Raw genomic sequence first — 24,669 nt, forward strand, 5'->3', positions numbered from 1 at the left:
CCTTCAACCCTTGGTGCGATTAGGGTTGAGGCATGGGCCGTACCATTGCGACAAACACTGACGTGAGCCGTTCCGAACTGATCGAATTCCTCTCAGGCCGGCACCGGGCGCTGGTCATCACCACCCGCGCCGACGGCCGCCCGCAGGCCTCGCCGGTCGCCAGCGGCGTCGACGCGCAGGGGCGGATCGTGATCTCGACGTACCCCGAGCGCGCCAAGGCCCGCAACGCCCGCCGCGACAGCCGGGTCTCCGTCGTCGTGCTCTCCGACGAGTGGAACGGTCCCTGGGTCCAGGTCGACGGGGTCGCCGAGGTGCTGGACCTGCCGGAGGCGATGGAGCCGCTGGTGGAGTACTTCCGCTGCATCTCCGGCGAGCATCCCGACTGGGACGAGTACCGCGAGGCGATGCGCCAGCAGGGCAAGTCGCTGCTGCGCGTCACCATCGAGTCGTGGGGGCCGATCGCCACGGGCGGGTTCCCGGCCCGCCTCGCGGACTGACCCGGACGCGGCTATCCGGCCTGGTCATCCACGGCGGCGAGGCCGTCGGCGAGGACGGTGAGAGCGTCGTCGGGGCGGCGCATCGCGGTCAGCAGGTCGGCCAGGTCGAGTGAGAGCTGGGCGAGCTCCCGCCGCGGGCCGGTCCGGCGGTGGATGACGATCGCGGCGCGGAGATGCCGTTCGGCGGCGTCGAGGTCGCCGGCGTCCTGGCTGAGCAGGGCATGCACCCGGTGCGCCCGCGCCCGCCGGACATCGGCCGCCGATCCGCCGGCGGCGTTGTGGCCTGTGCCGGGCAGGAGCTTGCCGTCGACGTCGGCCGTTGATCCGTCGACGACGGCGCCGTCGGGGCCGGTCGGAGACCCGCCGCTACCAGGCTTGCCGCCGCGGTCGCCGCCGTCGCCGGGATCGCCACCGCTACCGCCACCGCCTTCAGCGCCGCCGCCAGCGTCAGGGGCGGCCGCAGCCGCAGCCGCAGCCGCATTGGCAGGGCCAGCGTCAGGGACAGCGGCAGCCGCACGGGCAGCGGCGGGGAAGCCGCAGCGGCAGGGCCAGGGGCAGGAGCAGCGGCAGGGCCAGCGGCAGGGCCAGCGGCAGGGCCAGCGGCAGGGCCAGCGGCAGGGCCAGCGGCAGGGCCAGCGGCAGGGCCAGCGGCAGGGCCAGCGGCAGGGGCAGCCGCAGCGGCCGGGGCAGAGAGCCGGTCGGCTTCGGACAGCAGGATCCGAGCCGTCGCCGGGTCACCCAGCGCACGATGCACCTCCGCCAGATCGACCAGCGCGTCCAACGCCGCCGGCCCCGCCGACCGCCGCCGCGCCGCGGTCAGGTCGGTCAGGGCACCGGCCAGGTCACCCGCCGACAGCCGCGCCCGCGCCCGGATCCGGTGTGCACCGGCGATCTCGTCCGCCAGCCACGACTCCAGGACCGCGGCGGCCGCCGCAGCCAGAGCCGCTCGCGCCTCGGGCAGGTGGCTCGACGCGGCGAGGGTCCGGCCGTCGCCAGCTGCGCCTCGATCACGCCGGCGCCGCCCGGTCCGGCGAGGGCCAGGGCCGTGTCCGCGGCGCCGGTGGCGTCCTCGCCCAGGTCGGACCGGCACAGGGCGAGCACCGCGTGGATCGCCAGCGCCGAGCTGGGATCCGGCAGCCCGGCGCGGTGCAGCTCGTCGCGGAACCCGGTCAGCAGGTACGCGGCATACCCCGGGTCGCCCTGCACTCGTGCGCACAGGGCGAGCCCGACGACGGCCGGGGTCCGAAGGTGGGCGAGGGTCGGCGGGATGTGGCGGCGGGCCCGCTCGAAGTGGGCGGCGGCATCGTCGGGTGCCGCGGCGGCCAGGCATCGGCGGCCCAGGACGACCTCCGCCCACGCCCGGCGGGTCGGGGGCTCGTGCGGGTCGGCGGCGCGCTGGTCGTACCAGAGCCGCGGTTGTTGTTCTTGCAGCAGGTCGATCTCGATGGACAGTGCGTCGCCAGGGTGGCGGCCGGTGGTGAGCTGTGTGACGTCGACGGACAGGCGGCTGGCGAAATGGGCGAGGGCGTCGTTGGACGGGACGCGGTGACCGTTTTCGACGGACGAGACATAGGCGGCGGTGTAGTTGGGCTCGGCGAGGTCGCGCTGCGTCAGGCCCTTGCCGGTGCGCAGGGCCAGGATCCGCCCGCCGATGCCGTCACTCATGGGGCGTCACCAGCGGATGGGCGGCGGCGAGCAGGCCCCGCCGGAAGCTCTCCGCCGCACCCTCGACGTTACCGGCAGCACGCCGCTGCTTGCCCAGCAAGCGGCTCGTCGTCACAAGTTCGGCAGTGAGTCCTGACTCCGCGTAACGATCGGCTGCGCTGCTGAGGAGTTGATCGGCGATCGGGTCACCGGGAACGCGGGTGCCGGCGATCCGGCCCAGGATCCGGTCCGCCTCGGCCATGCACTCCTGGTGCCGGGTGCGGTGGCAGATGCCGGCGGCCTCGGTGGCCAGCCGCTCCGCCTCGTCCAGGTCGCCGTCGAGCCGGCGGGCCTCGGCCAGTTCGAGGGTGGCGCCGGCCAGGTCCTGCACGGCGCCGACCTCGAGCAGGATGGCCCGGGCCTGCTCGAACCGTGCGGCGGCCTCACCGATCCGCCCGACGCGGCGCAGCACGTACCCGTGTGCCCATTGGCAGATGCCGATCTCGCGGGTGAGGCCGAGGTCGGTGTAGACGGCGAGGGCCTCGCCGAGGAGCCGCTCGGTGTCGGCGAGATCGTGGTCGCGCCGCAGCTGGGCGACCGTCACGCTGAACTGCGCGAGCCACTCGCGGTTGCGCACCCGCGGCAGCAGCGGCAGCGCTTCGCGCTCAAGGCGGCGGGCCCGTTCGCGCCAGTCCAGCTCGAGAAATGTGTACACCAGCGCGCTGGTCAACCGGATCTGCGCGTCGGGATCGGGGTCGGCGGCGGCGCGGACGCCGCGCAACTCCGCTTCGAGCAGCGTGATCGCCTCGCCGGTCGCGCCGGTGATCTGTAGGCAGTAGGCCTCGCGGGCGACCACGGCGGCGCGCAGCGTCACGTGCTGCGGCTCGAGCAGCGTTTTCGCCGTGGTGTACCGCTGGATCGCCGCACTCACGTCGCCCCTGTGCAGGTCGACGTCTCCGGCGAGGTGGACGGCGCGGCACTGGAGCTCGGCCAGCGCGTACCGGCGGGCCAGCCGCTCGACGTCGGCCACCTTCGCCGCGGCGTCGGCGATCCTCCCCCTGGACAGCTCACGGCGCGCCTCGGCGAGCACGGCCGCCAGCGTGCCGGCCACGTCGGCCGGTCGGCCGTGGCGCAGGTCGTCGGCGTCGACCCCGAGCGTTCCCGCTATGTGGGCGAGTGTCTCGGCGGTCGGGACGCGCACGCCCGCCTCGATGGCGGCCAGGAACGCGCGGGTGTACCGCGGCTCGGCCAGCTCCCGTTGCGTCAGCCTGCGTTCGAGGCGCAGCCGCCTGATCCGCGCGCCGAGGGGCTCGTCCTCTGTCACCGCGCCACCTTCCCACATCAACTGCGTATTGACAGCCGCCTGTATGAGTCCTAGCGTTCACGCAACAATGACGGTAACTGGAGTTAACACGCCAGTTGCGCACCTCCCACAGTCTCCGGCGTCGGGGTGCTTGGAGCCTCCCCCGCCCCGATGCCGGCCACCACCCCCACGCTCTGTTGCTCCCTCCGGGAAGGAACTGCGATGCGCAGAACTGCCCTGGTGCTGTCCGTCACCGTGACCGCCGCCCTGGTCACGACCGGCGTACTCACCCACAACGCCCTCGCCGCCACCGACACCGCCGCCGCGCCGCCGCCCGGCGTGGCACCCGCCGTCTTCAGCGCCCTGCAACGCGACCTGCACCTCACCCCCGCGCAGGCCCGTGACCGGCTGACCCTCGACAGCCGCGCGGCGACCACCCAGCAGGTCCTGCGCAAGACCCTCGGCGCCGGCTACGGCGGCACCTGGGTCACCGCCGACGGCCGGTCGGTCGCCGTCGGCGTCACCGACCTCGTGCAGCAGAAGGCGGTGCGCAACCTCGGCGCCACCCCTGTCCTCGTCAGCCGCAGCGAAGCGCAGCTCAACGACGTCGTCGCCCGCCTCGACCAGCATGCCGCCGTCGCGCCGGGCACCGTCAAGGGCTGGTACGCCGACCTGCGTGCCAACACCGTCGTCGTCCTCGGATCCGCGGCGGCGGGCTTCCTGGCGGCGGCCGCCGTCGACCCGGCCGCGGTCCGCGTCGAGGCGACCAGCGAGGACCCGAAGCCATACATCGACGTGGTCGGCGGCAACGCGTACTACATCGGCAGCGGCACCAGGTGCTCGATCGGCTTCTCCGTCAACGGCGGCTTCGTCTCCGCCGGCCACTGCGGCACCACCGGCGCCCGCACCACCCAGCCGAGCGGCACGTTCCGCGGTTCGAGCTTCCCCGGCAACGACTATTCCTGGGTACAGGTCGACGCCGGCAACATCCCACGCGGCCTGGTGAACAACTACAGCGGCGGCACCGTCGCCGTGGCCGGCTCCACCGAGGCGGCTGTCGGCGCGTCCGTCTGCCGCTCCGGCTCCACCACCGGCTGGCGCTGCGGCACGATCCAGCAGAAGAACGCGTCCGTCACGTACTCCCAGGGCACCGTGACCGGGCTCGTGCGCTCCAACGCCTGCGCCGAACCCGGCGACTCCGGCGGCTCCTGGCTGTCCGGCACCCAGGCGCAGGGCGTGACCTCCGGCGGCTCAGGCAACTGCACCTCCGGCGGCACGATGTACTACCAGCCCGTCAACGAGATCCTGCAGGCCTACGGGCTGGCCCTCGTCACCTCGGGTGGCGGCCCGGGCCCCACCGCGACGGCCACGACGACCCCGCCGCAGGGCGGAACGTGGGCGCCGAACACCGCATACGCGACCGGCGCGACCGTCACCTACGGCGGCCGGTCCTACCGCTGCCTGCAAGGACACACCTCGCAGGTCGGCTGGGAGCCGCCGAACGTCCCGGCTTTGTGGTCCTAGTTCGCGGGAATGGGGAGGAGCGGGCCCGCCAACGTCGTCGGGCCCGCTCCGCGTGCCGCTGTCCAACGCTGTCCAGGATCGTGGGGGTGGCGGCCGGTGGTCGGGCACGATCGCTGCCGGGTTGTGCTGGTTGGGCGGCTCGCCCCGGGCTGCTCGCCTCGGGCGGCCTGCACCGGTGGCCCGTTGCTGCGGGCGGCGCGTTTGCGGTGATCGTCGTCCCCGGCGGTTGCAGCGTTGTCAGGTGGTGACGGGCCACCGGAGCTCGTCGACCGTGGGTGTGTCGAGGACCTTGAGCCTGGCCCGTACCTCGGCGGCCTTCGGATGGGCGAGACCGTCGAGCGTCTCGACGGCACGCAGCCACGCCTCGCGGGCCATGTCCCACCGTCCGGCCGCGGCCCAGGTGTCGCCGAGCCGGATCGAGGTGTCAGCCTCGTTGAAGCGGTCGCCCTGTTCGGCGTACAGCAGCAGCGCCTCCTGGTAACACTCGATCGCCTGGTCGTGCTCACCGAGCCCGTGGTGGACGTAGCCGAGGCTGTCCAGGGTCGCGGCGATCCCCGCGGCGTCGCTGAGCCCGCGCTGCAGCTCGAGGGCCTCCTCGCAGCATTCGAGCGCCAGGTCGTGGTGGCCGAGCCGGGCATGGTGCCAGCCGGCCGAGTTGAGCGCCCTGGCCTGCCCGACCGGGTCGTCGGCCAGCCGGAACAGGTCCAACGCCCGCTCGTCGTGCGCGACCGCTTCGGCGAACCGGTCCTGCGTCTCCAGCAACCAGGCCAGCGCGTGCTGGCACCTGGCCGCCCCGGCGTGGTCCGCCAGCTCGACGAACAGGTCGAACGCCACCAGCAGATGCCGCCGCGCCTCGACGTGCCGCCCACTTCGGATGTACCCACCGGACAGGCTGCGGTGCGCCAGCGCGAGCGCCGCCGTGTCACCCAGCCGCTCGGCGGCGCCGACGGCGGCCCGCTGCGTCGCGATCCAGTCGCCCCAGTGCCCGCCGCGGTCGAGATGATCGGCCATGGCCCAGGCCAGCCGCCACACCTCCCGGTCGAGCCCGCACGCCACCGCCACCTGCACCGCCCCGATGAGCGCCCGCCGGTGCGCCGCGAACCATTCCGCGGCCGCGGCTTCGTCGGTGGGCTCGCCGTCCAGGCCCTCGATCGCCGCCGCGTCGCGATGGCCGCCGTGCGTCGGTGCCCAGTCCGCTGAAGGTTCCGCACCGCTGGATTCCGACTGGTCGGGCGCGCCTCGCCCGCCGGAGCGCGCCGACTGATGCGGCGCGGGCTCGGACTGCGGAGCCGGCAGGGGTTGCGGGGTGGGGCGCGTCGGCCGGAGTTGCGTCGTGGGTGTCTGCGGCTCGGCTTGCTGGGCCGGGCTTGCGGCCCGCAGTTGGGTGGCGGCCGGCTCGGGTTCGGGCCCCGCTGTCCGGAGTTGTGTGGTGGGTGGCGTGGGCTCGGGCCGCGTGGCGGGCTGTGCGGGTCGGACCTGCGTGGTGGGCGGTTCTGGTTCGGGTCGTGCGGCGGGCCGCGTTGGCCGGGGTTGTGTCGTGGGTGATGTCGGCTCGGGTGGCGGTGAGGTGGGGTGGGGGTGGAGGCCGGCTGGATGGCGGGAAGGGTTGAGGAGCATGGCGGCTGTAGTGGCGGTGCGGGTGTAGTGCTCGATGAGGCGGCGGCGGGCGGCGGCGCGGGCCGGGGTGGGCTCGTCGGCGTGGGCGAGGCCGTACGCGTAGGCGCACAGCAGGTCGTGCATGCCGAAGCGGCCGGGGCGGGGCTCGATGATGAGCTGGGCGCGGACGAGCTCGGCGAGGAGTGGGCGGACGGCGTCGACGGGCAGGTCGGCGAGGGCCGCGGCGGCGGGGATGTCCAGCTCGGGGCTCGGGTGAAGGCCGCCGAGGCGGAACAGGCGCTGGGCCGGCGGGGTGAGGCGCTGATACGACCACGAGAACACGGTCTCGACGTCGGCCTTCGGGTCGTCGGAGCGCAGCGCGTCGAGGCGGCCGTGGGCGCTGGACAGGTCGGCGGCGATCGCGGCGAGGCTGAAGTCGGGGTGCAGGGCGGCGCGGGCGGCGACGACGGACAGGGCGATGGGCAGGCCGGCGCACGCGGCGACGATGCTGTCGACGGCCTCGGGCTCGCGGGCGGTGCGGGCGGCGCCGATGCGGCCGGCGAGCAGGGTGCGGGCGTCGGCCGCGTCGAGCAGGTCGAGGGTCACGGGGCGGGCGCCGTCGGCGGTGACGAGGGAGGGGAGGTCGACGCGGCTGGTGACCAGGGCGAGGCTGGCGCTGCTGCCGGGGAGCAGGGGGCGGACCTGCTCGGCGGTCGCGGCGTTGTCGAGGACGATCAGCATCTGCTTGTCGCGCAGCAGGCCGCGGTACAGCGCGGCGCGCGACTGTGGCTCCGCCGGCACCTGGGCGGGTGGGACGCCCAGGAGGCCGAGCGCGACGCCGAGCGCGTCGAGCGGGGCGACGGGGTCGCGGCTGCTGGGGCCGAAGCCGCGCAGGTCGAGGAACAGCTGGCCGTCGGGGAACAGCGCGGCGACCTGATGTGCCCAGTGCACGGCGAGGGCGGTCTTGCCGACGCCGGCCGTGCCGGACAGCACGATCGGGCGCCGCTCGGCGGTGAGCCGGTCGAGCAGGGCGAGCTGCCAGGTCCGGCCCGCGAACGTGGTCAGGTCGGCGGGCAGCTGCCGCGGCGCGACCCCGGACCAGTCTCGCGGACGCTGATCGGGGTGCTCCGCGGCGGCGCGCTGCTCCTCGACGCGGTCGCGGGCCGAGGCCAGGGCGACCTGCTCGGCCGGGGTGGCACCGAGCAGCCGCACCAGGGCGTCGAAGCGGTCCGTCGGCGGCAGGACCCGGCCGGCCAGATACTCGCCGATGATCCCGTGCGACCAGCCGGTGCGGGCGGCGAGCTGCCGATAGGTCAGCGGGGGACGGCCGGTGCTGCGGGACTGCCGGCGGCGCAGGCCGCGCAGGAGGTTCGCGAGCTGCGGCATGGTCGTCACCGTCGCGGAGCTGCCCTGCATGTCGTCCACTGCTGCGATCCTCGCCTGCCACTCGCGGCAAACCCGCCGCCGCCCCGCGAACCCGCCGCGGAGCCGCAGATCTGCCGCTCGTCCGGAAAACTTGCCGCTCGCCCCGTGGAAACTACCGCTCGTCCCGCACGATGCCATTGTGGCCCGTCACTGCAACCTGCGGATCTCGCGGGGGAGGCTGCGCATCCAGGCCCGCAGCAGCGGCGTGACGGTGCGCGTCAGCGGGCTCGCCGGTGCGTCGTCGATCGGCGACGCCAGATGGTCGCCCGCGAAGACGAACGGGTCGATCAGCGGCGTCGGGCGGTGCCGGTCGTGGGCGTCGCTGCGCTCCAGGGCGTCCTCGACCAGGGCGCGGAAGTCCGCCGGCGGCACGTCCTCGCGGACGGCGCGGATGGCCTCGTGCAGGTGGCGCCGGACGCCGAGCTGCTGCTCGTGGGCCGGGGAGCCGACACCGACGAGAAACGTCAGGTAGGTGCGGATGAGCCGGCCGTCGGTGCGATCCAGATAGCACTCGACGGAGCGGGTCCAGCCGGCGCGGGCGACCGAGAAACCCAGCCCGACGGTGGTGCCGTCGGCGGCGACGAGGCGGTGGCAGCCGCCCGCGCGCAACGGCCCGGCGAGCTCGGGCGACCAGACGGGGCGGTGCGCGCCGGCGGCGACCATCCGCTCGACGGCGGCGGCGGCCGCGGCGGCGACCCGGCCGCCCGCGACGCTGCCGAGGCCGAGCACGACCGCGGGCGCCATGGGCGTGGCCGCCTGCTCGAAGCTCGGGATCACGTCGGAGAGCAGGACCGCCTCAAGGGTGCCGCCGGCGGTGACGCGGGCCATCGGGTCGCCGATGGTGAGCGCGGCCATCGACACGAACGCCGCACCGGCGAACTCCGCGTCGGTCGGGTCGTCGTCGGGGACGAGCGCCGCGGGGCCGCCGAGGATGCGTCGCAGAAGGGGGTCGACGTCACCGACGACGGCGGCGAACAGGCCCGGCGGGCCGGCCGCGCTCGAAGGAGCCCGCCGGTGCGGCGTGCGGCGGTGGACGGACTGCTGGCGATGTCTGCGTTTGTGGCTACGACCACGACTCCCCGGACCCATGCTTGCAGTCTGCACCTACCCCCCGACAAAAAATCGGCTCACGCGCCCCGGAAGGCCCGTCGATATGCGTGCGGACCAGTACCGATGATGCGTTTGAACCTGTCCCGGAATGCGGTAGGCGAGCCGAACCCGACCTGAGCGGCGATGCGCTCGACGGGGTCGGTGGTCGCCTCCAGCAGGTGCTGCGCCCGCCGGATCCGCGCCCGGTGCAGCCATTGCAGCGGGGTCGTGCCGGTCTGGTCGCGGAAGCGCCGGTTGAGGGTGCGCACGCTCATGCCGGCCCGCGCGGCGAGCCGGTCCAGGGTGAGCTCCCGGCCCAGGTTGTCCTGCATCCAGCGCAGCAGCGGCTCGAGCTCGGCGCCCTGCGGGGTCGGCGGCTGGTCGTGCACGATGAACTGCGCCTGCCCGCCTTCGCGCTCCAGCGGCATCACCGACAGCCGGGCGGCGTCGGCCGCGACCGCGGAGCCGTGGTCGCGGCGGATCAGGTGCAGGCACAGGTCCAGGCCGGCGGCCGCGCCGGCCGACGTGAGGACCTGGCCGTTGTCGATGTACAGGACGTCGGGGTCCACGGTGACGGCCGGGAACGCCGCCGCGAGCTGCGCGGCGGCGGCCCAGTGCGTGGTCGCCCGCAGGCCGTCGAGGAGCCCGGTCGCGGCGAGGATGAACGCCCCCGAACAGATCGAGGCGAGCAGGGACCCAGCCGCGGCGGCCGACCGCAACGCGTCCAGCACGTCCGGCGGCACCGCCGCGGCGGGATCGGCGCAGCCCGGCACGATGACCGTCGCCGCTTCCCGCATGACCGACAAATCAGACAAATCCGATAAGCGGAACGCGCCCGCCGAGACCGAATGTGACGGTGAGCACACCACCACCCGGTACGCGGGCCGCCCCGACGGCAGCACTGAACGCCCGAAGACCTCCAGCGGCGTGGCCAGGTCGAACGGGATCACCCCGTCCAGCGCCAGCACCGCCACCGTCCGCATGGCCAGAACCTACCGCCGGGGGTCGAAACCGCCACCGCCCTGGCCGAAACCCGCGCCGGGCTGGCCGGAAACGAGCGAGTCCAGGAGGGTCGCGAGGTCGTCCGGCCGGCTGAACATGGCCCAGTGCCCGGTGGGCAGCTCGTGGACGCGGTAGTCACGCCGGTCGAGTCCGCTGAAGAACGGGTGCCCCTCCTCGATCATCTGCTGGACGACCAACGCCGAGAACGTCGTGCACACCAGGTCCGTCGGCGGCTGCGCGGCGCTGCCCAGCTTCAGCGGCGACACGGCGCTGGCGACGGGGTGCGGGACCGCCCGCGCCCGGATCCATCCGGTCATGCCCTCGAGCCCCGCGAACTGCACCGGGTCATCGGCCGGGTCGAACGAGGGCGGCGGGATGAACGCGCCGTCCACAGTGGGCGGTCCACCCATGTCGGCCTGCGACATCCCGTCGGGCACCGGGCCGCTGTCCACATAGATCACGCGGGCAACGCCGCCGGGCAGCCGATCGGCCGCGCCCCGGACGGGCAGACCGCCGTAGCTGTGCCCCACCAGTACCACATCCGAAACGCCGACCACGGCGGATGTCACCTGCTCGATGTGGGTGTCGAGGGTCGCGTCCGCGGTCAGGTCGAGGTTCAGCGCGGTCACGTCGTGGCCGGCCTCGCGCAGCCGCGTGGCGACCGCGTCCCACGCCCAACCACCCAGCCACATGCCCGGCACCAGGATGAAGTTCGTCATGCCACGACCGTAGGACCGAATCCGGGCCGATTCCGCCCTGATATACAGGAGCAGTGGCACAGTCCACCGAAAAGGTCCTCGCCATGCTGGAGCTGCTGCAGGCGCAGCCCGGCCTGACCGGCCCTGAGCTGGCCCGGCGCCTCGACGTGGACGGCCGGACCGTGCGGCGGTACGCCGGCACGCTCGCCGACCTGGGGGTGCCGGTCCAGGCGGAGCGCGGCAGATACGGCGGCTACCGGCTGCTACCCGGCTACAAGCTGCCCCCGCTGATGCTGACCGACGACGAGGCGGTCGCGGTCGTGTTCGGCCTGCTCATCGCCGCCCGGCAAGGGGTGACCACGCCGCTCGCGCTCGCCAAGATCGAGCGGGTCCTGCCCGCGAAGCTGCGCGAACGGGTCCAGGCGGTCCGCGAGACGCTCGGCTTCACCGCGCCCGTCCGCGCCGCGACACCGCCGCCGGCCGGCCACCTCCTCGCGCTGGGCGAGGCGACCCGCTCCCACCGCCGGATCCGGGTGACCTACCGGTCCTGGCGCGGCGAGGACACCGAACGCGACTTCGACCCGTATGGCGTCGTCGTCCACAACGGACGGTGGTACACCGCCGGTCATGATCATCGCAGCGGCGAGATCCGCACGCTGCGGCTGGACCGGATCGCTTCGATCAAGGGCCTGGAGGTGTACTTCCAGCCGCCCGCCGCCTTCGATCCGATCGCCCATGTGGTGGCCGGGCTGGCCGCGGTGCCCTACCGGCACGACGTGGAGGTGCTGCTGCGGACCGGGCTCGCCGACGCCGCCCGCCGCATCCCCGCGGTCGTCGGCACCCTCGCCGAACACCCCGGCGGCGTCCTGCTGACCTGCCGCGCCGAGCGGCTCGACGGCATGGCCCAGCTGCTGGCCGGCCTCGGCTGCGACTTCACCGTGCGCCGCCCCGACGAGCTGCGCCGCGAGGTCCTTGCGCTGGCCCGCCGCCTGGAGCGGGCCGCCGGGCACGGCTCAGTCGTGGACGAGGGTGGTGTTGAGGACGACCATGGCGACCAGTGAACCGATCGTCAGCCAGATCAGCCGCCAGGTCCATTTGTGGGCCAGGTTGAGGGTCCAGCCGGCGCCCTGGCGCTTCGGGACGAACAAGGCGGGATCGTCGGGGTTGACGTAGAAGTTGCCGCGCCAGGCGCGCGGGTCGGCGCTCATCCCGCGGGCGTTGCCGCCGTCGCGACGCTTGGGTGCGGGGACCGCGACGATCGCGAGGGCGAGGACAGCGACCATGAAGGCGATCGCGAGGAGCTCGGCCAAGGCTAGGTTCACCATTCGAGCGTGCCACCGCTTGTCACCGTTCGGAAGAGCTGCGTGCCTGAAGGTATGACCGCTGCACATCGTTGCCGGTGAGATCGGCCGCCCGGCGGAACGCCTCCTGTGCCTCCGGTTCGCGGCCGAGCCGGCGCAGCAGGTCGCCCCGGACCACGTGAAAGACGTGGTAACGGGGCAGGTCCAGCGCCTCGACCAGGTCCAGTGCGGCGGCCGGACCGGCCACCTCCGCGACGGCGACCGCCCGGTTGAGCGCCACGACCGGGGTCGGAGCAAGGTGCAGGAGCTGGTCGTACAACTGCAACACCTGCTGCCAGTCGGTGCCGGGTCCGTCGGTGTGGACGGCGTTGATCGCGGCCTGCAGCTGATAGGGACCGGGCCGGTCGCGAGCGAGGCACCGCCTGACGAGCAGGTGGCCTTCGGCGATGAGGCTGACGTCCCACCGGCCGCGGTCCTGGTCGCGCAGCAGGACGAGTTCGCCGCCGGTTCCGGTGCGTGCGGGCCGGCGCGCCTCGGTGAGCAGCATCAACGCGAGCAGGCCTGTGACTTCGGTCTCGTTCGGCATCAGATCGTGCAGCAGGCGGCCGAGCCGGATCGCCTCCGCGCACAGGTCGTCGCGGATCAGCAGGCGGCCGGAGCTGGCTGAGTATCCCTCGTTGAAGATCAGGTAGACGACGGCGAGGACGGGTCGCAGCCGCTCGGGGAGCTGGTCGTCCGGCGGCACGCGGTACGGGATCCCGGCGTCGCGGATCTTCTGCTTCGCCCGGACGATCCGCTGTGCGACGGTCGCCTCCGGCACCAGCAGCGCGTGCGCGATCTCCGCGGTGCTCAGGCCGCCGAGCAGCCGCAGGGTCAGGGGCACCTGCGCCGTCGCCGACAGCGCCGGATGGCAGCAGGTGAAGAGCAGCCGGAGGCGGTCGGGCGGCTCCTCCGAAGGGGTGGTGTCGCGCAGCAGGGCCGCCTCGCGGTGCCGGTCATCGCGTTTCGCCTCGCGGCGCAGCCGGTCGAGGGCGCGGTTGCGGGCGGTGGTGATGATCCAGCCGGCCGGGCTGGGCGGCGGGCCCTCCCGCGCCCAGTGCTGGACCGCCGCGGCGAACGCCTCCTGGACCGCCTCCTCGGCGAGATCGATGTCGCCGAGCATCCGGACCAGGACGGCGACCGCGCGGCCGTACTGCTCCCGGAAGGCCCGCTCGACCGGGTCCGTCGTCACCGGAACGGCCGCACCTCGATCGGCAGGCGGGTGGCGAGCATCGCCTTGCCGGCCCACTCCAGGGCCTCGTCGAGATCCTCGACGGCGATGACGCAGAAGCCGCCGAGGTGCTCCTTGCCCTCGATGAACGGCCCGTCGCTCAGCAGCACCCCGTCGTCCTTCGGCCGCAGCACGGTGGCGGCGGCGGGCGGGAACAGCCCGCCCGAGAACACCCACACGCCGGCGTCGCGCAGCCGCCGGTCGAACGCCGCGACGTCGGCGTCGATGGCCGCCATCTCCTGCGGCGACGGCGGCTCACCCTCGCTCGGTTCGATCACGCTGAGCATGTACTGCCTCATGGTCACCTTTGTACCGCAGCACCCACGTATTCTTTTCTGCGGCATCTTCACGGAAGGGGTTTCACGTGAGCAGCGAAACGCTGGAGTTTCAGGCCGAGACGCGGCAGCTCCTGCACTTGATGGTCCACTCGATCTACTCGAACAAGGACATCTTCCTGCGGGAACTGATCTCCAATGCATCCGATGCGCTGGACAAGCTCCGGCTCGAGTCGATGATCGACAAGGATCTCGTCGCGGACACCGACGACCTGCACATCACCCTTGCGGTCGACACCGAGGAGCGGACGCTGACCGTCCGGGACAACGGGATCGGGATGTCCCGCGACGACGTCATCCAGCTCATCGGCACGATCGCGAAGTCGGGCACCGCCGAGATGCTGCGCAAGATGCGCGAGTCGAAGGACGCGGCCGCCAAGCAGGAGCTGATCGGGCAGTTCGGCGTCGGGTTCTACTCGACGTTCATGGTCGCCGACAAGGTCACGCTGGTGACCCGGCGGGCCGGCGAGACCGGGGGCACCCGCTGGCAGTCCACCGGCGAGGGCACCTACGAGATCGAGGCCGCCGACGACGCGCCGCAGGGCACGTCCGTCACGCTGCACCTCAAGCCCGAGGACACCGACGATCAGCTGCACGACTACGCGGCCGACTGGAAGATCCGCGAGATCGTCAAGCGTTACTCGGACTTCATTGCCTGGCCCATCCGCATGGAGGGTTCCGACACGCCGCTGAATTCGATGAAAGCGCTCTGGGCCCGGCCCCGCAGCGAGGTCAGCGACGAGGAATACCACGAGTTCTACAAGCACGTCTCGCACGACTGGACCGATCCGCTCGAGACGATCCACATGAAGGCGGAAGGCACCTTCGAATACGAGGCGCTGCTGTTCATCCCGTCGCGGGCACCGTTCGACCTGTTCACGCGCGACGGCAAGCGCGGCGTGCAGCTCTACGTGAAGCGCGTCTTCATCATGGACGACTGTGAGGCGCTGACCCCGCAGTACCTGCGGTTCGTGAAGGGCGTCGTCGACGCGCACGACCTGTCGCTCAACATCTCCCGGGAGATCCTGCAGCAGGACCGGCAGATCCAGGCCGTGCGCCGCCGCCTGGTGAAGAAGGTGCTGTCGACGCTCACCGACCTGCGGGAGAAGGACGCCGAGCGGTACGGCACGTTCTGGGGCGAGTTCGGCCGGGCCCTCAAGGAGGGTCTGCTCGACGACGCCGACAACCGCGACACCCTGCTCGACCTGCTTCTCCTGCCGTCCACGGCGGGAAGCGGGCTGACCTCGCTGCGCGACTACGTGTCGCGGATGAAGGAGGAGCAGAAGGACATCTACTTCATGACCGGTGAGTCCCGCGCGATGGTCGAGCACTCGCCGCACATGGAGGCGTTCCTCGACAAGGGATATGAGGTGCTGATCCTCACCGACCCCGTCGACGAGGTGTGGGTCGAGCAGATCAACGAGTTCGACGGCCACCCGCTGCAGTCGATCGCCAAGGGCCAGGTCGACCTCGGCGCGTCGGACACGCCGGCCGAGCAGCAGGAGGAGTTCGCGCCGCTGCTGACCTGGCTCGGCGAGAAGCTCACCGACGACGTCAAGGAGGTCCGGCTCTCCTCGCGGCTCACCACGTCGGCGGCGTGCATCGTCGGCGACGCGCATGACATCACGCCGACGCTGGAGAAGATGTACCGGGCGATGGGCCAGGAGATGCCGCGCACCAAGCGGATCCTCGAGCTGAACCCGGCGCATCCCCTGGTCACGGGCCTGCGCTCGGCACACGCCGCGGCCCCGGACGACGCCGGCCTGGTGGAGACGGCGGAGCTGCTGTACGGCGTCGCCCTGCTCGCCGAGGGCGGGGAGCTCACCGACCCGGCCCGCTTCACCCGGCTGGTCGCCGACCGGCTGGCGCGGTCGCTGTGACGACACCGGAGAGCCTGCTGGTCGCGGAGCGGCGCCTGCAGGCCGCGCAGCTGGCAGGTGACGTGGCGGTGCTCGACGAGCTGATCGACGAGCGGCTCATCTTCACCGGTCCCGACGGCCTGCTGTACGGCAAGGAGGACGACCTGCGCCTGCACCGCACCGGCGCGCAGACGATGACCGCGGTGCGGGAGGAGGACCTGCTGTCGCTGGTCGACGGGCGGACCGGGGTGACCTGGTTCGTCGGCCGCCTCGCGGGCACCTTCAACGGCGTCGCGTTCGACATGCGGGTCCGCTACACGCGCACGTGGGTGTTCACCTCCGGGTGGAAGCTGGTTGCCGGGCACGCCAGTGGCGCCTGACCCTCGGGTCGTGACCCTCGTGCTCGTCTCGTCCGGCGGCGACGTACTGGGTGCGTTGCCGCCGTTCGAGGTCGAGCTGCCGTGGTGGTCGGAGGTCACTTCGGTGGTCTCCGCCGCCCGGTCGCGGTTCGGGGTCGCGGTCACCGTCCTGCGGCTGCTGTCGACGTCCCTGCCTGAGCAGCCCGGCGGTGCGGTGACCTATCTGGCGGAGGTGGCCTCTGCTGTGGGGATCGCCTTGGCCCCTGCCTCGGTCGATCTGGCGCCTCACCCGCTGCGGGCGCCCTACGCCTCGGTCGGCGGGCCGTCCCGCTCGCTGCGATGGGCCGGTTCCTTCTCCGCGGCCGTGCAGGTCAAGACCTGGAACCTCTCCTCGCTGTGGCGGCTGGAGACCGGCGACGGCACGGTGTGGCTGAAGGAGCTGCCGACGTTCCTGCGCGGCGAGACCGCGGTCCTGCGCTGGGTCAACGCGGTGGCGCCTGATGCGGCACCGACGCTGCTCGCCGCCGACGGTGAGGGCCGGCAGCTCCTGTCGCATCTGCCGGGGGAGGACCGCTTCGGCGCGCCCGAGGCCGACCGGCTGCCGATGGCCGAGCTCCTGCACGGCATCCAGGTGCGGTTCCTGGCCGATCGGCCGGGGCTGGACGGCATCCGCGACCGCCGGGGACCGCTGCTGCTGGAGCAGATCACCGCCGTGGCCTCACCGTGGCTGGCCCGGATCGACGGGCTTGAGGAGGTCATCGCCGCGCTGCCCGGACGGTTGGCGCAGCTGGCCGCGTGCGGCGTGCCGGAGACGCTGGTCCATGGGGACTTCCATCCTGGCAACGTGCGTTCATCAGATGGTGTACGGCCGGCCGCGCTGGACTGGGGCGACGCCTTCCTCGGCCATCCAGGGTTCGACATCCTGCGGTTGAGCGTCGGGCTCGCGTCGTCCACGGCGTTGCTGGACCGATGGGCGTCGCTCTGGCGCGCAGCCGTGCCCGGCTGCGACCCGTTACGCGCCGTGGCGCTGCTGCGGCCCGTCGCGCCGCTGCTGGGTGCCGTCGTCTACGGCGCATTTCTGGAGAACATCGAGCCATCTGAATGGCCATACCATCTTGAAGACGTTCCGAACTGCCTGAAGGCGGCCGTCGAAAATTTTGTCGTACCGATGCTGTAGAACTACCGGCGTCAAGGATCGTCCGACGCTGGAGGTCGATGGCTGTGGACCCTGTGGATGCCGAGCGGCGCTCGGTAGCGCCCATCATCCCGCCGGTGAAGCCCCGCAAGTTGGCCAAGGTGCCGTTCGTCGAGCTTGCCGACGGGCGGTTGCAGGGAGTCGTGTCGAGCGGCTCCGACGTGGAGCGGGTCTATGTCTCCTCGATCGGGGCGGGCAGCCACGGTTTGAGCTGCAGCACCAACAACAACCGGCCCTGCGGCGGGCTGCGCGGGTCCTATCCGTGCAAGCACCTGCAGGCGCTGATCGACGAGGCGGTGCTGCAGTATGGCGCCGACCGGGTCGCCCGCTATCTGCGCGTCGACGTCGAGGAGGGCAGGAGCATCGCGGCCGGGCTGCGCGCGCACCATGAGCCGTCCCCGGCGGCGACCGTGTTCAGCAGTTTCCTGCGCCACCTGGCCTATCTGGAGCTGCCCGACACCACGCTGCCCGTGCCCGAGCTGCACTGGTTCCCGTCGGTCGGGGCGGCGAGCTGATGCTTCCCACACAGCTCGGCGCGCTGACCGCCGATCCCGCCGCGGGCGTGCCCGAGGCGCTGGAGCTGGCCGGCTCCCTCGACCACGGCCTCGTCGACGGGCTGGCCAGGGTCTCCCCGTCGGCGTTCGCCGGCCTCGCCGACGCCTTCTCCGCCAGCCCGCTGCGTGACAGGGTCACCGAGGCCGTCGACAAGATCGCCGCCGGGTCGGTCTCCGACGAGCACCTGTTCGTCCTGGCCGGCGCCCGGTCGGCGCTGTTCGGCGCCGTCCACGACGCGCTGCTCGGCCAGGCCGACGCGGCGCTCGGGCGCACCAGGCTGCCATGGCCGGGCCGCACCGGCGACGGCGCCGCCGCCGGCAAACTGCTTGCCGGCAGCCGGTCCTGGCTGCGGGAGCTCGCCATCACCGGCTGGCGCGGCGTCGACCACGACCTGGTCACCGCCGCGGGGCAGATCATCGAGGCGTCCCTGGCCGAGCCCCGGCTGCGGCGCCTCGCGACGCTGCTCGACGGGCTCGCCGCCGAGCTGCGCGCCTGCAGCCCCATCGCGACGATGGATCGGCTGCCGGTGCGGCGCTGGGGCGACCTGTGGAGCAGGGCGATGCTGCTCGCCCAGGACGGCGGCCGGGCCACCCTGTCCGAGCCGGTGACCGGGCGGCTGCTGCTGCTCGGCGCCGACGTCCACGAGCACGCCACCGCCGTGCAGGTCCAGGTGCACGGCATCCTGGAGACGCCGGGCGCCGCGCCGCGACTGGTGCGCACCAGCGTCGCCGCGCCGAAGGTCGACACCATCGTCGGCCCCGCCGTGTGGCGGCTGTTCGCGGCGCATCCGGTGCTGCTCGGCGCGCTTGCCGAGCGGTTGACGCTCGACGTCACCGACATGCCGCTGCTCGACAGCGGCGACCTCGTCTGGAGCGACGCGCGGGCCAAGGCCGGACCGTCGGCGGACCCGTTCGCCACCGCCCGGGTGCTGCTCGCCGGCGCGGCCGCACCGGCGGTGCCGCCGTTGGAGCGCCACCCGGCCCGCATCGGCGAGCCGGTGTTCGTCGAGGGCTACTCGGCCGGGAACGCCACGTTCACGCTCGGCGACCAGACGATCGCCGTCGACACCGGCAGGCTGCCGTCGTGCGGGCCGCTGACCCCGCAGCTCGTCGCCGCCTCGCACGCCTGCATCGGGCTGCTGCGCTGGGATGACGGCGGGTGGTCGCTGCAGCCGGTCGCGGCGCTCACCATGGTCAAGCGCCAGCCCGTGGCGGTGCACACCACCGACTGGGCGCTCGGACCCACCGACCCGAAGGTGGTCAAGGCGGCCGCGGCGGCCGGCGACGCCGTCGCGGTGCTGCGCGAGCGCGCCGGAAGGTTGCTGCGCAAATGAGCGGCCCGGAGCGCAGTGTCGGCTCGGGCCGATGCCGCAGCGCTGCGGAGGTGGCGGCATGAGCGATGAGAATCGGCGCCAGGTTCTTTACTGGCGGATGCTGGCCCGCGTCTTCGAGGCCGACGAGCAGCATGCCCTCGAGGCGGCGAGTGTCGCCATCGTCGAGGACATCGGCCTGCCCGCGGCGCTGCTCGACCCGGGCGTCTCCGTGGACAACCTGGTGCAGCGTCACCCCGACCTGGCGGGTGCCTTCGACGGGCTGATGGCGCCCTTCGACGACACCCCGCAGGGCGACGAGGTCCGGCGCGCCGCGCTGGTGTCGAAGCTGCTCATCAACGTGTTCGCCACCGGCAGCGGCAACGTGAGCGCCACCCAGCTGTCCAACTGGCAGGCCGACGCCGGCTGGTTCGAGCGGGCCCTGGGCATGGATCCGGGCGAGCTGCGCGGCCGGCCCAACGCCGGCGGTCTCGCCGGGGTCCTCGGCGGGCTCGAAGGCGACCTGGTCAAGCGGATGCACCTGCGGGAGGTCCTCGCCAACCCGGCCCTCGCCAAGCAGCTGACCCCGAGCATGTCGCTCATCGAGCAGCTGCTGCGCGACAAGGACAACCTGTCCGGCGTCGCCCTCGCCAACGCCAAGGCGCTGATCCGCCGGTTCGTCGACGAGGTCGCCGAGGTGCTGCGCACCCAGGTGCAGCAGAGCAGTGCCGGCGTCATCGACCGGTCGGTGCCGCCGAAACGGGTCTATCGCAACCTCGACCTCGAGCGCACCATCTGGAAGAACCTGACCAACTGGAGCCCCGAGGACGAGCGGCTCTACGTCGACCGGCTCTTCTACAAGCAGACCGCGAAGCGCACCACGCCGGCCCGGCTCATCGTGGTCGTCGACCAGTCCGGCTCGATGGTCAACGCGATGGTCAACTGCACCATCCTCGCCTCGATCTTCGCCGGGCTGCCGAAGGTCGACGTGCACCTCATCGCCTATGACACGCGGGCGCTGGACCTGACGCCGTGGGTGCACGACCCGTTCGAGGTGCTGCTGCGCACCCGGCTCGGCGGCGGCACCGACGGCACGGTCGCCATGGCGCTCGCCCAGCCGAAGGTCGCCGACCCGCGCAACACGGTCGTCGTCTGGATCTCGGACTTCTACGAGTCGCAGTCCCAGCCGCTGTTCGACTCGATGCAGGCGATGCACCGCTCGGGGGTCAAGTTCATCCCCGTCGGCTCTGTCAGCAGCGGCGGCCAGCAGAGCGTCAACCCCTGGTTCCGCCAGCGGTTCAAGGATCTCGGTGCGCCGGTGCTGTCCGGCCACATCCGCAAGCTCGTCACCGAACTCAAGAACTTCCTGGCATAGGAGACCGACATGACCGACGACATGCTGCGCGCCCCCGCCGAGGTCAAGTACGCCGACGAGCTCGACTGGCTCGAGTCGATCGACGACGGGCCGAAGCCGTTCTCGTGGCGGCTCAGCCCCAAGATGGTCCGCCTGTTCGTGCTCGGCACAGAAGGACGTTCTTTGGGCGACGCCGACGGCCTCGACCGCGAGGTGTCGCAGAAGTGGTTCGGCGACCGCAGTTTCGTCGAGCGCAGCATCGTGACGCTCGCCTCCGACCGCGGCCTGCTGCTCATCGGCGACCCCGGCACCGGCAAGAGCTGGCTCGCTGAGCTGCTGTCCGCGGCCATCTCCCGCAACTCGACGCTCGTCGTGCAGGGCACCGCCGGCACCACCGAGGATCACATCAAGTATTCGTGGAACGTCTCGATGGTCATCGCGAAGGGCCAGTCCCGGTCCTCGATGATCCCGTCACCGATCATGACGGCGATGGAGCGCGGCGTCATCGGCCGGTTCGAGGAGCTGACCCGCTCCACCAGCGACGTCCAGGACGCGCTCATCTCGATCCTGTCCGAGAAGTACGTGTCGATCCCCGAGCTCGACGAGGACAACATCGTCTTCGCCCAGCCCGGCTTCTCGATCATCGCGACCGCCAACAGCCGCGACCGCGGGGTCAACGACCTGTCCTCGGCGCTGAAGCGCCGGTTCAACTTCGTGCGCATCCCCGTGGTGACCAACAAGCGCAGCGAGGCCGAGATCGTCCGGTTCCGCACGTCGGAGCTGCTGCGCCGGCACCGCATCGAGCTCGACGTGCCGCCCAACCTGCTCGACATCCTGCTGCAGAGCTTCGCCGACCTGCGCACCGCCGCCGCGTCGGCGACCAGCGACGACGAGAAGCTGGAGTCGGCGCTGTCGACGGCCGAGCAGATCGGCGTGCTGGAGGACGCGATCCTGCACAGCACCTTCTTCGGCGACCGCACGCTGCGCGCGCAGACCCTCGCGGGTTCGCTCGTCGGGTCCCTCGCCCGGCGCAGCCCCGAGGACCTGGCGATCCTCAACAAGTACTGGCACGGCGTCGTCGAGCCGCGCAGCAAGCAGGACGGCGGGGACTGGTCGGCCTTCCTCGAAGGCGGCCGCGAGGCGATCGCCACCCTGTCATGAGTGAGCCTTTCGGGGCGCTGCGCCAACAGCTCGTCGAGGCGGCGACCACGTTCGCCGCCTCGCCGGGCGCCGTGCCCGACATCCTCGCCGGGATCGTCGACGACGTCGACCGGGCGCTGCGCGAAGAGCTGGAGATCTTCCCGGTCTGCCACCACTCGCCGGCGTCCGCCCTCGCCATGGTCCGCAGGCTGCGCGAGAAGCAGCCCAAGGTGATCTACCTGGAGCTGTGCGAGGACCTCACGCCGCTGCTGACGGAGCTGCGCAACTGCCGGCTGCCGGTGGCGCTGCAGGCGTTCGCCTCGGAGCTGGACACGTTCCCGAAGGACTGGGGACCGCTCAGCGTCATCGCGCCGATCACCGAGGCGTCGGCCGAATACCAGGCCATCGCGTATGCGCTGGACACCCCCGACGTCGAGCTGGTGCTGGTCGACCGCTCCACCGACCACGTCTTCCAGTGGCAGCCGCGCACCTCGGGCGCTTCCGGCGAGGCCGCGCCGGGCGATGCCGACGCGTCGGACGAGGACGATGCCGGTGACCTGCACGGCGACGCGGTCGGCATCGAGATCGGCGACCTGCGGCCCCGCTTCGCCGAGCTGGAGACGCACCTGCTGCACCACGGCAAGGTGCGGCACTGGTCGGAGTGGTGGGACCAGTATGTCGAGCAACCGCTCGTCGACGCGGACTACGCCACCTACCGGCAGGTCATGGTGCTCATCGGCAGCCTCTTCCGGCGGCTGGCGCCCAGCGGCGCCGAGCGGGTCACCGTCGATGAGGACCGCGAGCGCTACATGTGGACGCGCATGCGGGAGCACCTCGCCGCGTCCGGCGTCGACCGGGCCGACTGCCTGTATGTGTGCGGCGCGTTCCACGCCGCCAGCCGGGTCGAGCAGTTCGGGACCGGGCCCGACGCGGCACCGTTCGAGATCACCCCGCGCACCGCGACGAAGTGGCTCTACGGGCTGATCCCGTCCAGCCACTCCGCCATCGAAGGCCAGTTCGGGCTCGCCTCGGGCTCCGTGTCGATCGCGGCGGCCACCTGGGCCAAGGCCGTCAGCCGGTCGAAGCTCGCCACGTTCCAGCTCGAAGGCCAGCGGGGGAGCCGGAAGCGGGCGGCCCGCCCGGCCGTCGCGGCGGTCGAGGCCGCCCCCGTCGCCGACCAGCTGACCCAGTTCCTGGCCAGCCCGCCCGACCTGCACGGGTTCGACGAGGAGGAGCTGCTCGGCTGGTGCGTCGACATCGTCCGGCTGGCCCGCCGCAACGGCTACCTGGCCAGCACCGCCGACGCGATCGCCGTCTTCGAGACGTCGATCCTGCTCGCCGGCATGCGCAACCGGGCCCGGCCCACGCCGTATGACTTCCAGGACGCGGCGGTCACCTGCATCGAGAAGGACGTGATCCCCGGCCGGCGCGACGTGCGGCGGCTCTGCGAGATCCTGCTCGGCGGCGATCGCGTCGGCCAGGTCGGCTACGACGCCCTGCCGCCCCTGGCCCGCGACGTCTACGACCGGCTCGCCCCGGTCGGCCTGGACCTGCGCAAGAGCACCGTGCAGCGGGCGCTGCTCGACCTCAACGGCCGCCCGGAGCTGACCCCCTGCTCACACCTGCTGTGGATGCTGCGATACCTGCTGCCGGACGGTGCCGTCCGCCCCATCATGGGCGCGCGGCGGCTCGGTGAGCGCTCCATCCAGGAGAGCTGGGACCTCTCCATCGGCAAGCATCAGCGGTACATCATCGAGCTGGGCTACGAGGGCGTCACCGTCGAGCAGGTCGTCGAGCGGCGGCTCCGCCGGTCCGTGTATGCGCCCGACGCGACCGCGGCGGTGGCCCTGCGCGCCGTCGAGGACTCGATCCTGTTCCTCGGCAGCCGCCGGTTCACCGACGAGCTCGGCGCGCGGGCGGTCGAGCTGCTCGCCGCCGAGCGCACCGTCGACGACGCGCCCGACGTCCTGCGCCGCATCCGGCGGCTCCTGGCCCACTACCGGGCCACCGAGCCGGAGCTGCCGGCGTGGTGCGGATCGTTCGTCACCGCCGGCTATGCGCACTACTGCACCCTGCTGCCCACCGCCTTCGTCGACGACGAGACCGGCGTCCGGCAGGTCGGCGCGATGCTCGGCTTCCTGTTCACCATGGAGGGCCTCGCGCTGTCCCTCGGCTGCGACCGGGCCCAGCTCGAGATCGCCGTGCGGCAGTCGCACCCCGAGTCGCCGGCGAAGGTCGCGCTGCTGTGGGCCGCGCACCACCAGCTCGGCCTGCTGCCGCTGGCGGACCTGCGGGCCCGGTGCGCCGACCTGCTCGGCAACCCGCTCGTCGTGCCGACGTTCCCGCAATACCTCAGCGGCTTCGTCCAGGCGCTGGAGCCGGTGCCGAAGCTGGCCGCGTTCGTGGTCGAGGTGATGTCGGACGCGTTCGCCCACCTGCCCGACCCGGTCCTGCTGCCGTGGCTCCCGACGCTCATCACCACCCTGCGCGACCAGGCGGCGGAGCTGGTGCCGGTCCTGATCCGCGAGGCGGGCCGCACGTTCCCCGCGACGCTGCCGGCCGTCGATGCCTGGGTCCCCCCGTGGGCCCCTGCCACGGCAGGGTCGCCTGCGATCTCGGGGCGTGGTGTCTCCGGGTCCGGCGCACCGGGAGGCGCACGCGCTGGCGGCGGGTTCGTCGGCGGTGCCGCGGGTGGGGTGGGGTTCGGCTCCGTGGACGGGTCCGTCGGCGTGGACGGGTTCGGCCCGGGTTCGGCGCGCTGGGAGGCGGCGGCGCCGGTGCTGCGCCTGCTGGCGGAGCACCCAGCGGCCTGCGACAGCGTCGCCGAGCTGCTCGGGATCCCCGGCGCCGGCGGCGAAGGGCCCGGCTGGCTCGACCTCGACCTGCTCGAGGCGCCCGCAAGCCCCGGCGGGTCCACGGTCCAGGCTCTGCTCGCGTCCCACCCGGCCACGGCGGAGGCGTTGGAGGCGCTCCTGGTCGCAGGCTAGACGGCACGGAGGCGAGGCGCCTCGGGCGCGATGTTCGTGCGGCGGACCGCAAGTCCCCGCCCGGCACCAGGCCCGAGGCGCTCGGCGCCGGCATGGCACGGCACCACGCACGGAGGCGAGGCGCCTCGGGCGCGATGTTCGCGCGGCGGACCGCAAGTCGCTGCCCAGGCATCACGTCCGAGGCGCTCGGCGCCGGCATGGCCGGCATCACGCGCGGAGGTGCCCGG

The 24,669-nt window shown here is 72.7% G+C and carries 22 protein-coding genes; 11 read left to right on the forward strand and 11 right to left on the reverse strand.

The window, feature by feature from the left end:
• Nucleotides 1–32 precede the first annotated feature (32 nt).
• A complete protein-coding gene (locus tag OHA72_RS11225) occupies nucleotides 33–497 on the forward strand; it encodes a PPOX class F420-dependent oxidoreductase (RefSeq protein ID WP_327007784.1) in 465 nt (154 codons plus the stop codon).
• 11 nt (nucleotides 498–508) lie between these two features.
• Here the strand turns inward: OHA72_RS11225 and OHA72_RS11230 are convergent, their stop codons facing one another.
• The 4 genes from OHA72_RS11230 to OHA72_RS11245 all read right to left on the reverse strand — a co-directional run bounded on the left by OHA72_RS11230 (nucleotide 509) and on the right by OHA72_RS11245 (nucleotide 3,465).
• A complete protein-coding gene (locus OHA72_RS11230; RefSeq protein ID WP_327007785.1) occupies nucleotides 509–724 on the reverse strand; it encodes a tetratricopeptide repeat protein in 216 nt (71 codons plus the stop codon).
• Nucleotides 725–992: 268 nt separating this feature from the next.
• The gene (locus OHA72_RS11235) at nucleotides 993–1,235 is read right to left on the reverse strand and encodes a hypothetical protein (protein WP_327007786.1); all 243 of its coding nucleotides are present in this window, start codon (nucleotides 1,233–1,235) and stop codon (nucleotides 993–995) included.
• 87 nt (nucleotides 1,236–1,322) lie between these two features.
• The gene (locus OHA72_RS11240; protein WP_327007787.1) at nucleotides 1,323–2,162 is read right to left on the reverse strand and encodes a helix-turn-helix domain-containing protein; all 840 of its coding nucleotides are present in this window, start codon (nucleotides 2,160–2,162) and stop codon (nucleotides 1,323–1,325) included.
• The gene (locus OHA72_RS11245; RefSeq protein WP_327007788.1) at nucleotides 2,155–3,465 is read right to left on the reverse strand and encodes a helix-turn-helix domain-containing protein; all 1,311 of its coding nucleotides are present in this window, start codon (nucleotides 3,463–3,465) and stop codon (nucleotides 2,155–2,157) included. Before OHA72_RS11245 ends, OHA72_RS11240 begins: the two co-directional genes overlap by 8 nt.
• 201 nt (nucleotides 3,466–3,666) lie before the next feature.
• Here OHA72_RS11245 and OHA72_RS11250 point away from each other — a divergent pair, with 201 nt between their 5' ends.
• Nucleotides 3,667–4,968, forward strand: coding sequence for a carbohydrate-binding protein (locus OHA72_RS11250; protein WP_327007789.1), 1,302 nt, complete (start codon nucleotides 3,667–3,669; stop codon nucleotides 4,966–4,968).
• 237 nt (nucleotides 4,969–5,205) lie between these two features.
• Here the strand turns inward: OHA72_RS11250 and OHA72_RS11255 are convergent, their stop codons facing one another.
• The 4 genes from OHA72_RS11255 to OHA72_RS11270 form a co-directional block, all read right to left on the reverse strand.
• Nucleotides 5,206–7,980, reverse strand: coding sequence for an ATP-binding protein (locus OHA72_RS11255; RefSeq protein WP_327011530.1), 2,775 nt, complete (start codon nucleotides 7,978–7,980; stop codon nucleotides 5,206–5,208).
• Between the two features lie 156 nt (nucleotides 7,981–8,136).
• Nucleotides 8,137–9,078, reverse strand: coding sequence for a hypothetical protein (locus OHA72_RS11260; RefSeq protein WP_327007790.1), 942 nt, complete (start codon nucleotides 9,076–9,078; stop codon nucleotides 8,137–8,139).
• Nucleotides 9,079–9,116: 38 nt separating this feature from the next.
• On the reverse strand, nucleotides 9,117–10,061 hold the full coding sequence (locus OHA72_RS11265; RefSeq protein WP_327007791.1) for a GlxA family transcriptional regulator: 945 nt from the start codon (nucleotides 10,059–10,061) through the stop codon (nucleotides 9,117–9,119).
• Nucleotides 10,062–10,070: 9 nt separating this feature from the next.
• Complete coding sequence (locus OHA72_RS11270) at nucleotides 10,071–10,799, reverse strand: alpha/beta fold hydrolase (RefSeq protein WP_327007792.1); 729 nt, start codon at nucleotides 10,797–10,799, stop codon at nucleotides 10,071–10,073.
• 53 nt (nucleotides 10,800–10,852) lie between these two features.
• On the opposite strand from OHA72_RS11270, the gene OHA72_RS11275 reads away from it, so the two are divergent.
• Nucleotides 10,853–11,839 carry a helix-turn-helix transcriptional regulator gene (locus OHA72_RS11275; RefSeq protein ID WP_442788562.1) on the forward strand — a complete coding sequence of 329 codons (987 nt, stop codon included), beginning with the start codon at nucleotides 10,853–10,855 and terminating at the stop codon, nucleotides 11,837–11,839.
• Here the strand turns inward: OHA72_RS11275 and OHA72_RS11280 are convergent.
• From OHA72_RS11280 to OHA72_RS11290, 3 genes are all read right to left on the reverse strand, one after another.
• A complete protein-coding gene (locus OHA72_RS11280; protein WP_327007793.1) occupies nucleotides 11,792–12,100 on the reverse strand; it encodes a DUF5808 domain-containing protein in 309 nt (102 codons plus the stop codon). The two genes, OHA72_RS11275 and OHA72_RS11280, sit on opposite strands and share 48 nt — an antisense overlap.
• 22 nt (nucleotides 12,101–12,122) lie before the next feature.
• On the reverse strand, nucleotides 12,123–13,241 hold the full coding sequence (locus OHA72_RS11285) for an RNA polymerase sigma factor (RefSeq protein WP_327011532.1): 1,119 nt from the start codon (nucleotides 13,239–13,241) through the stop codon (nucleotides 12,123–12,125).
• A gap of 65 nt (nucleotides 13,242–13,306) precedes the next feature.
• Nucleotides 13,307–13,648, reverse strand: a complete 342-nt coding sequence (locus OHA72_RS11290; protein ID WP_327007794.1) for a YciI family protein — start codon at nucleotides 13,646–13,648, stop codon at nucleotides 13,307–13,309.
• Between the two features lie 65 nt (nucleotides 13,649–13,713).
• On the opposite strand from OHA72_RS11290, the gene htpG reads away from it, so the two are divergent.
• Genes htpG through OHA72_RS11330 form a run of 8 tightly spaced genes read left to right on the forward strand, consistent with a single transcriptional unit; the run spans nucleotide 13,714 to nucleotide 24,442 of the window.
• Nucleotides 13,714–15,564: a molecular chaperone HtpG gene (gene htpG, locus OHA72_RS11295; protein WP_327007795.1), complete on the forward strand. Its 1,851-nt coding sequence runs from the start codon at nucleotides 13,714–13,716 to the stop codon at nucleotides 15,562–15,564.
• Nucleotides 15,561–15,923: a nuclear transport factor 2 family protein gene (locus OHA72_RS11300; protein WP_327007796.1), complete on the forward strand. Its 363-nt coding sequence runs from the start codon at nucleotides 15,561–15,563 to the stop codon at nucleotides 15,921–15,923. Before htpG ends, OHA72_RS11300 begins: the two co-directional genes overlap by 4 nt.
• A 10-nt stretch (nucleotides 15,924–15,933) precedes the next feature.
• Nucleotides 15,934–17,079, forward strand: a complete 1,146-nt coding sequence (locus tag OHA72_RS11305; protein WP_327007797.1) for a phosphotransferase family protein — start codon at nucleotides 15,934–15,936, stop codon at nucleotides 17,077–17,079.
• 38 nt (nucleotides 17,080–17,117) lie between these two features.
• Entirely contained in the window at nucleotides 17,118–17,612 is a 495-nt protein-coding gene (locus OHA72_RS11310; protein WP_327007799.1) for a hypothetical protein, read from the forward strand.
• Nucleotides 17,612–18,985 carry a hypothetical protein gene (locus OHA72_RS11315; RefSeq protein WP_327007800.1) on the forward strand — a complete coding sequence of 458 codons (1,374 nt, stop codon included), beginning with the start codon at nucleotides 17,612–17,614 and terminating at the stop codon, nucleotides 18,983–18,985. Before OHA72_RS11310 ends, OHA72_RS11315 begins: the two co-directional genes overlap by 1 nt.
• Nucleotides 18,986–19,043: 58 nt before the next feature.
• The gene (locus OHA72_RS11320; RefSeq protein ID WP_327007801.1) at nucleotides 19,044–20,336 is read left to right on the forward strand and encodes a vWA domain-containing protein; all 1,293 of its coding nucleotides are present in this window, start codon (nucleotides 19,044–19,046) and stop codon (nucleotides 20,334–20,336) included.
• A gap of 9 nt (nucleotides 20,337–20,345) precedes the next feature.
• The gene (locus OHA72_RS11325) at nucleotides 20,346–21,476 is read left to right on the forward strand and encodes an ATP-binding protein (protein ID WP_327007802.1); all 1,131 of its coding nucleotides are present in this window, start codon (nucleotides 20,346–20,348) and stop codon (nucleotides 21,474–21,476) included.
• Nucleotides 21,473–24,442 carry a DUF5682 family protein gene (locus OHA72_RS11330; protein ID WP_327007803.1) on the forward strand — a complete coding sequence of 990 codons (2,970 nt, stop codon included), beginning with the start codon at nucleotides 21,473–21,475 and terminating at the stop codon, nucleotides 24,440–24,442. Before OHA72_RS11325 ends, OHA72_RS11330 begins: the two co-directional genes overlap by 4 nt.
• The last annotated feature ends 227 nt before the right edge of the window (nucleotides 24,443–24,669 follow it).

The sequence above is a fragment of the Dactylosporangium sp. NBC_01737 genome, assembly GCF_035963215.1.
Lineage (GTDB): Bacteria > Actinomycetota > Actinomycetes > Mycobacteriales > Micromonosporaceae > Dactylosporangium.

Excerpts from the sequence above, each read along its gene's own strand:
- OHA72_RS11225 (WP_327007784.1), top strand. The coding sequence starts at position 33 with ATGGGCCGTACCATTGCGACAAACACTGACGTGAGCCGTTCCGAACTG.
- OHA72_RS11240 (WP_327007787.1), bottom strand. The coding sequence starts at position 2,162 with ATGAGTGACGGCATCGGCGGGCGGATCCTGGCCCTGCGCACCGGCAAG.
- OHA72_RS11250 (WP_327007789.1), top strand. The coding sequence starts at position 3,667 with ATGCGCAGAACTGCCCTGGTGCTGTCCGTCACCGTGACCGCCGCCCTG.
- OHA72_RS11255 (WP_327011530.1), bottom strand. The coding sequence starts at position 7,980 with ATGCAGGGCAGCTCCGCGACGGTGACGACCATGCCGCAGCTCGCGAAC.
- OHA72_RS11260 (WP_327007790.1), bottom strand. The coding sequence starts at position 9,078 with ATGGGTCCGGGGAGTCGTGGTCGTAGCCACAAACGCAGACATCGCCAG.
- OHA72_RS11265 (WP_327007791.1), bottom strand. The coding sequence starts at position 10,061 with ATGCGGACGGTGGCGGTGCTGGCGCTGGACGGGGTGATCCCGTTCGAC.
- OHA72_RS11270 (WP_327007792.1), bottom strand. The coding sequence starts at position 10,799 with ATGACGAACTTCATCCTGGTGCCGGGCATGTGGCTGGGTGGTTGGGCG.
- OHA72_RS11285 (WP_327011532.1), bottom strand. The coding sequence starts at position 13,241 with ATGCTCGGCGACATCGATCTCGCCGAGGAGGCGGTCCAGGAGGCGTTC.
- OHA72_RS11290 (WP_327007794.1), bottom strand. The coding sequence starts at position 13,648 with ATGAGGCAGTACATGCTCAGCGTGATCGAACCGAGCGAGGGTGAGCCG.
- OHA72_RS11310 (WP_327007799.1), top strand. The coding sequence starts at position 17,118 with ATGGCTGTGGACCCTGTGGATGCCGAGCGGCGCTCGGTAGCGCCCATC.
- OHA72_RS11315 (WP_327007800.1), top strand. The coding sequence starts at position 17,612 with ATGCTTCCCACACAGCTCGGCGCGCTGACCGCCGATCCCGCCGCGGGC.
- OHA72_RS11320 (WP_327007801.1), top strand. The coding sequence starts at position 19,044 with ATGAGCGATGAGAATCGGCGCCAGGTTCTTTACTGGCGGATGCTGGCC.
- OHA72_RS11325 (WP_327007802.1), top strand. The coding sequence starts at position 20,346 with ATGACCGACGACATGCTGCGCGCCCCCGCCGAGGTCAAGTACGCCGAC.
- OHA72_RS11330 (WP_327007803.1), top strand. The coding sequence starts at position 21,473 with ATGAGTGAGCCTTTCGGGGCGCTGCGCCAACAGCTCGTCGAGGCGGCG.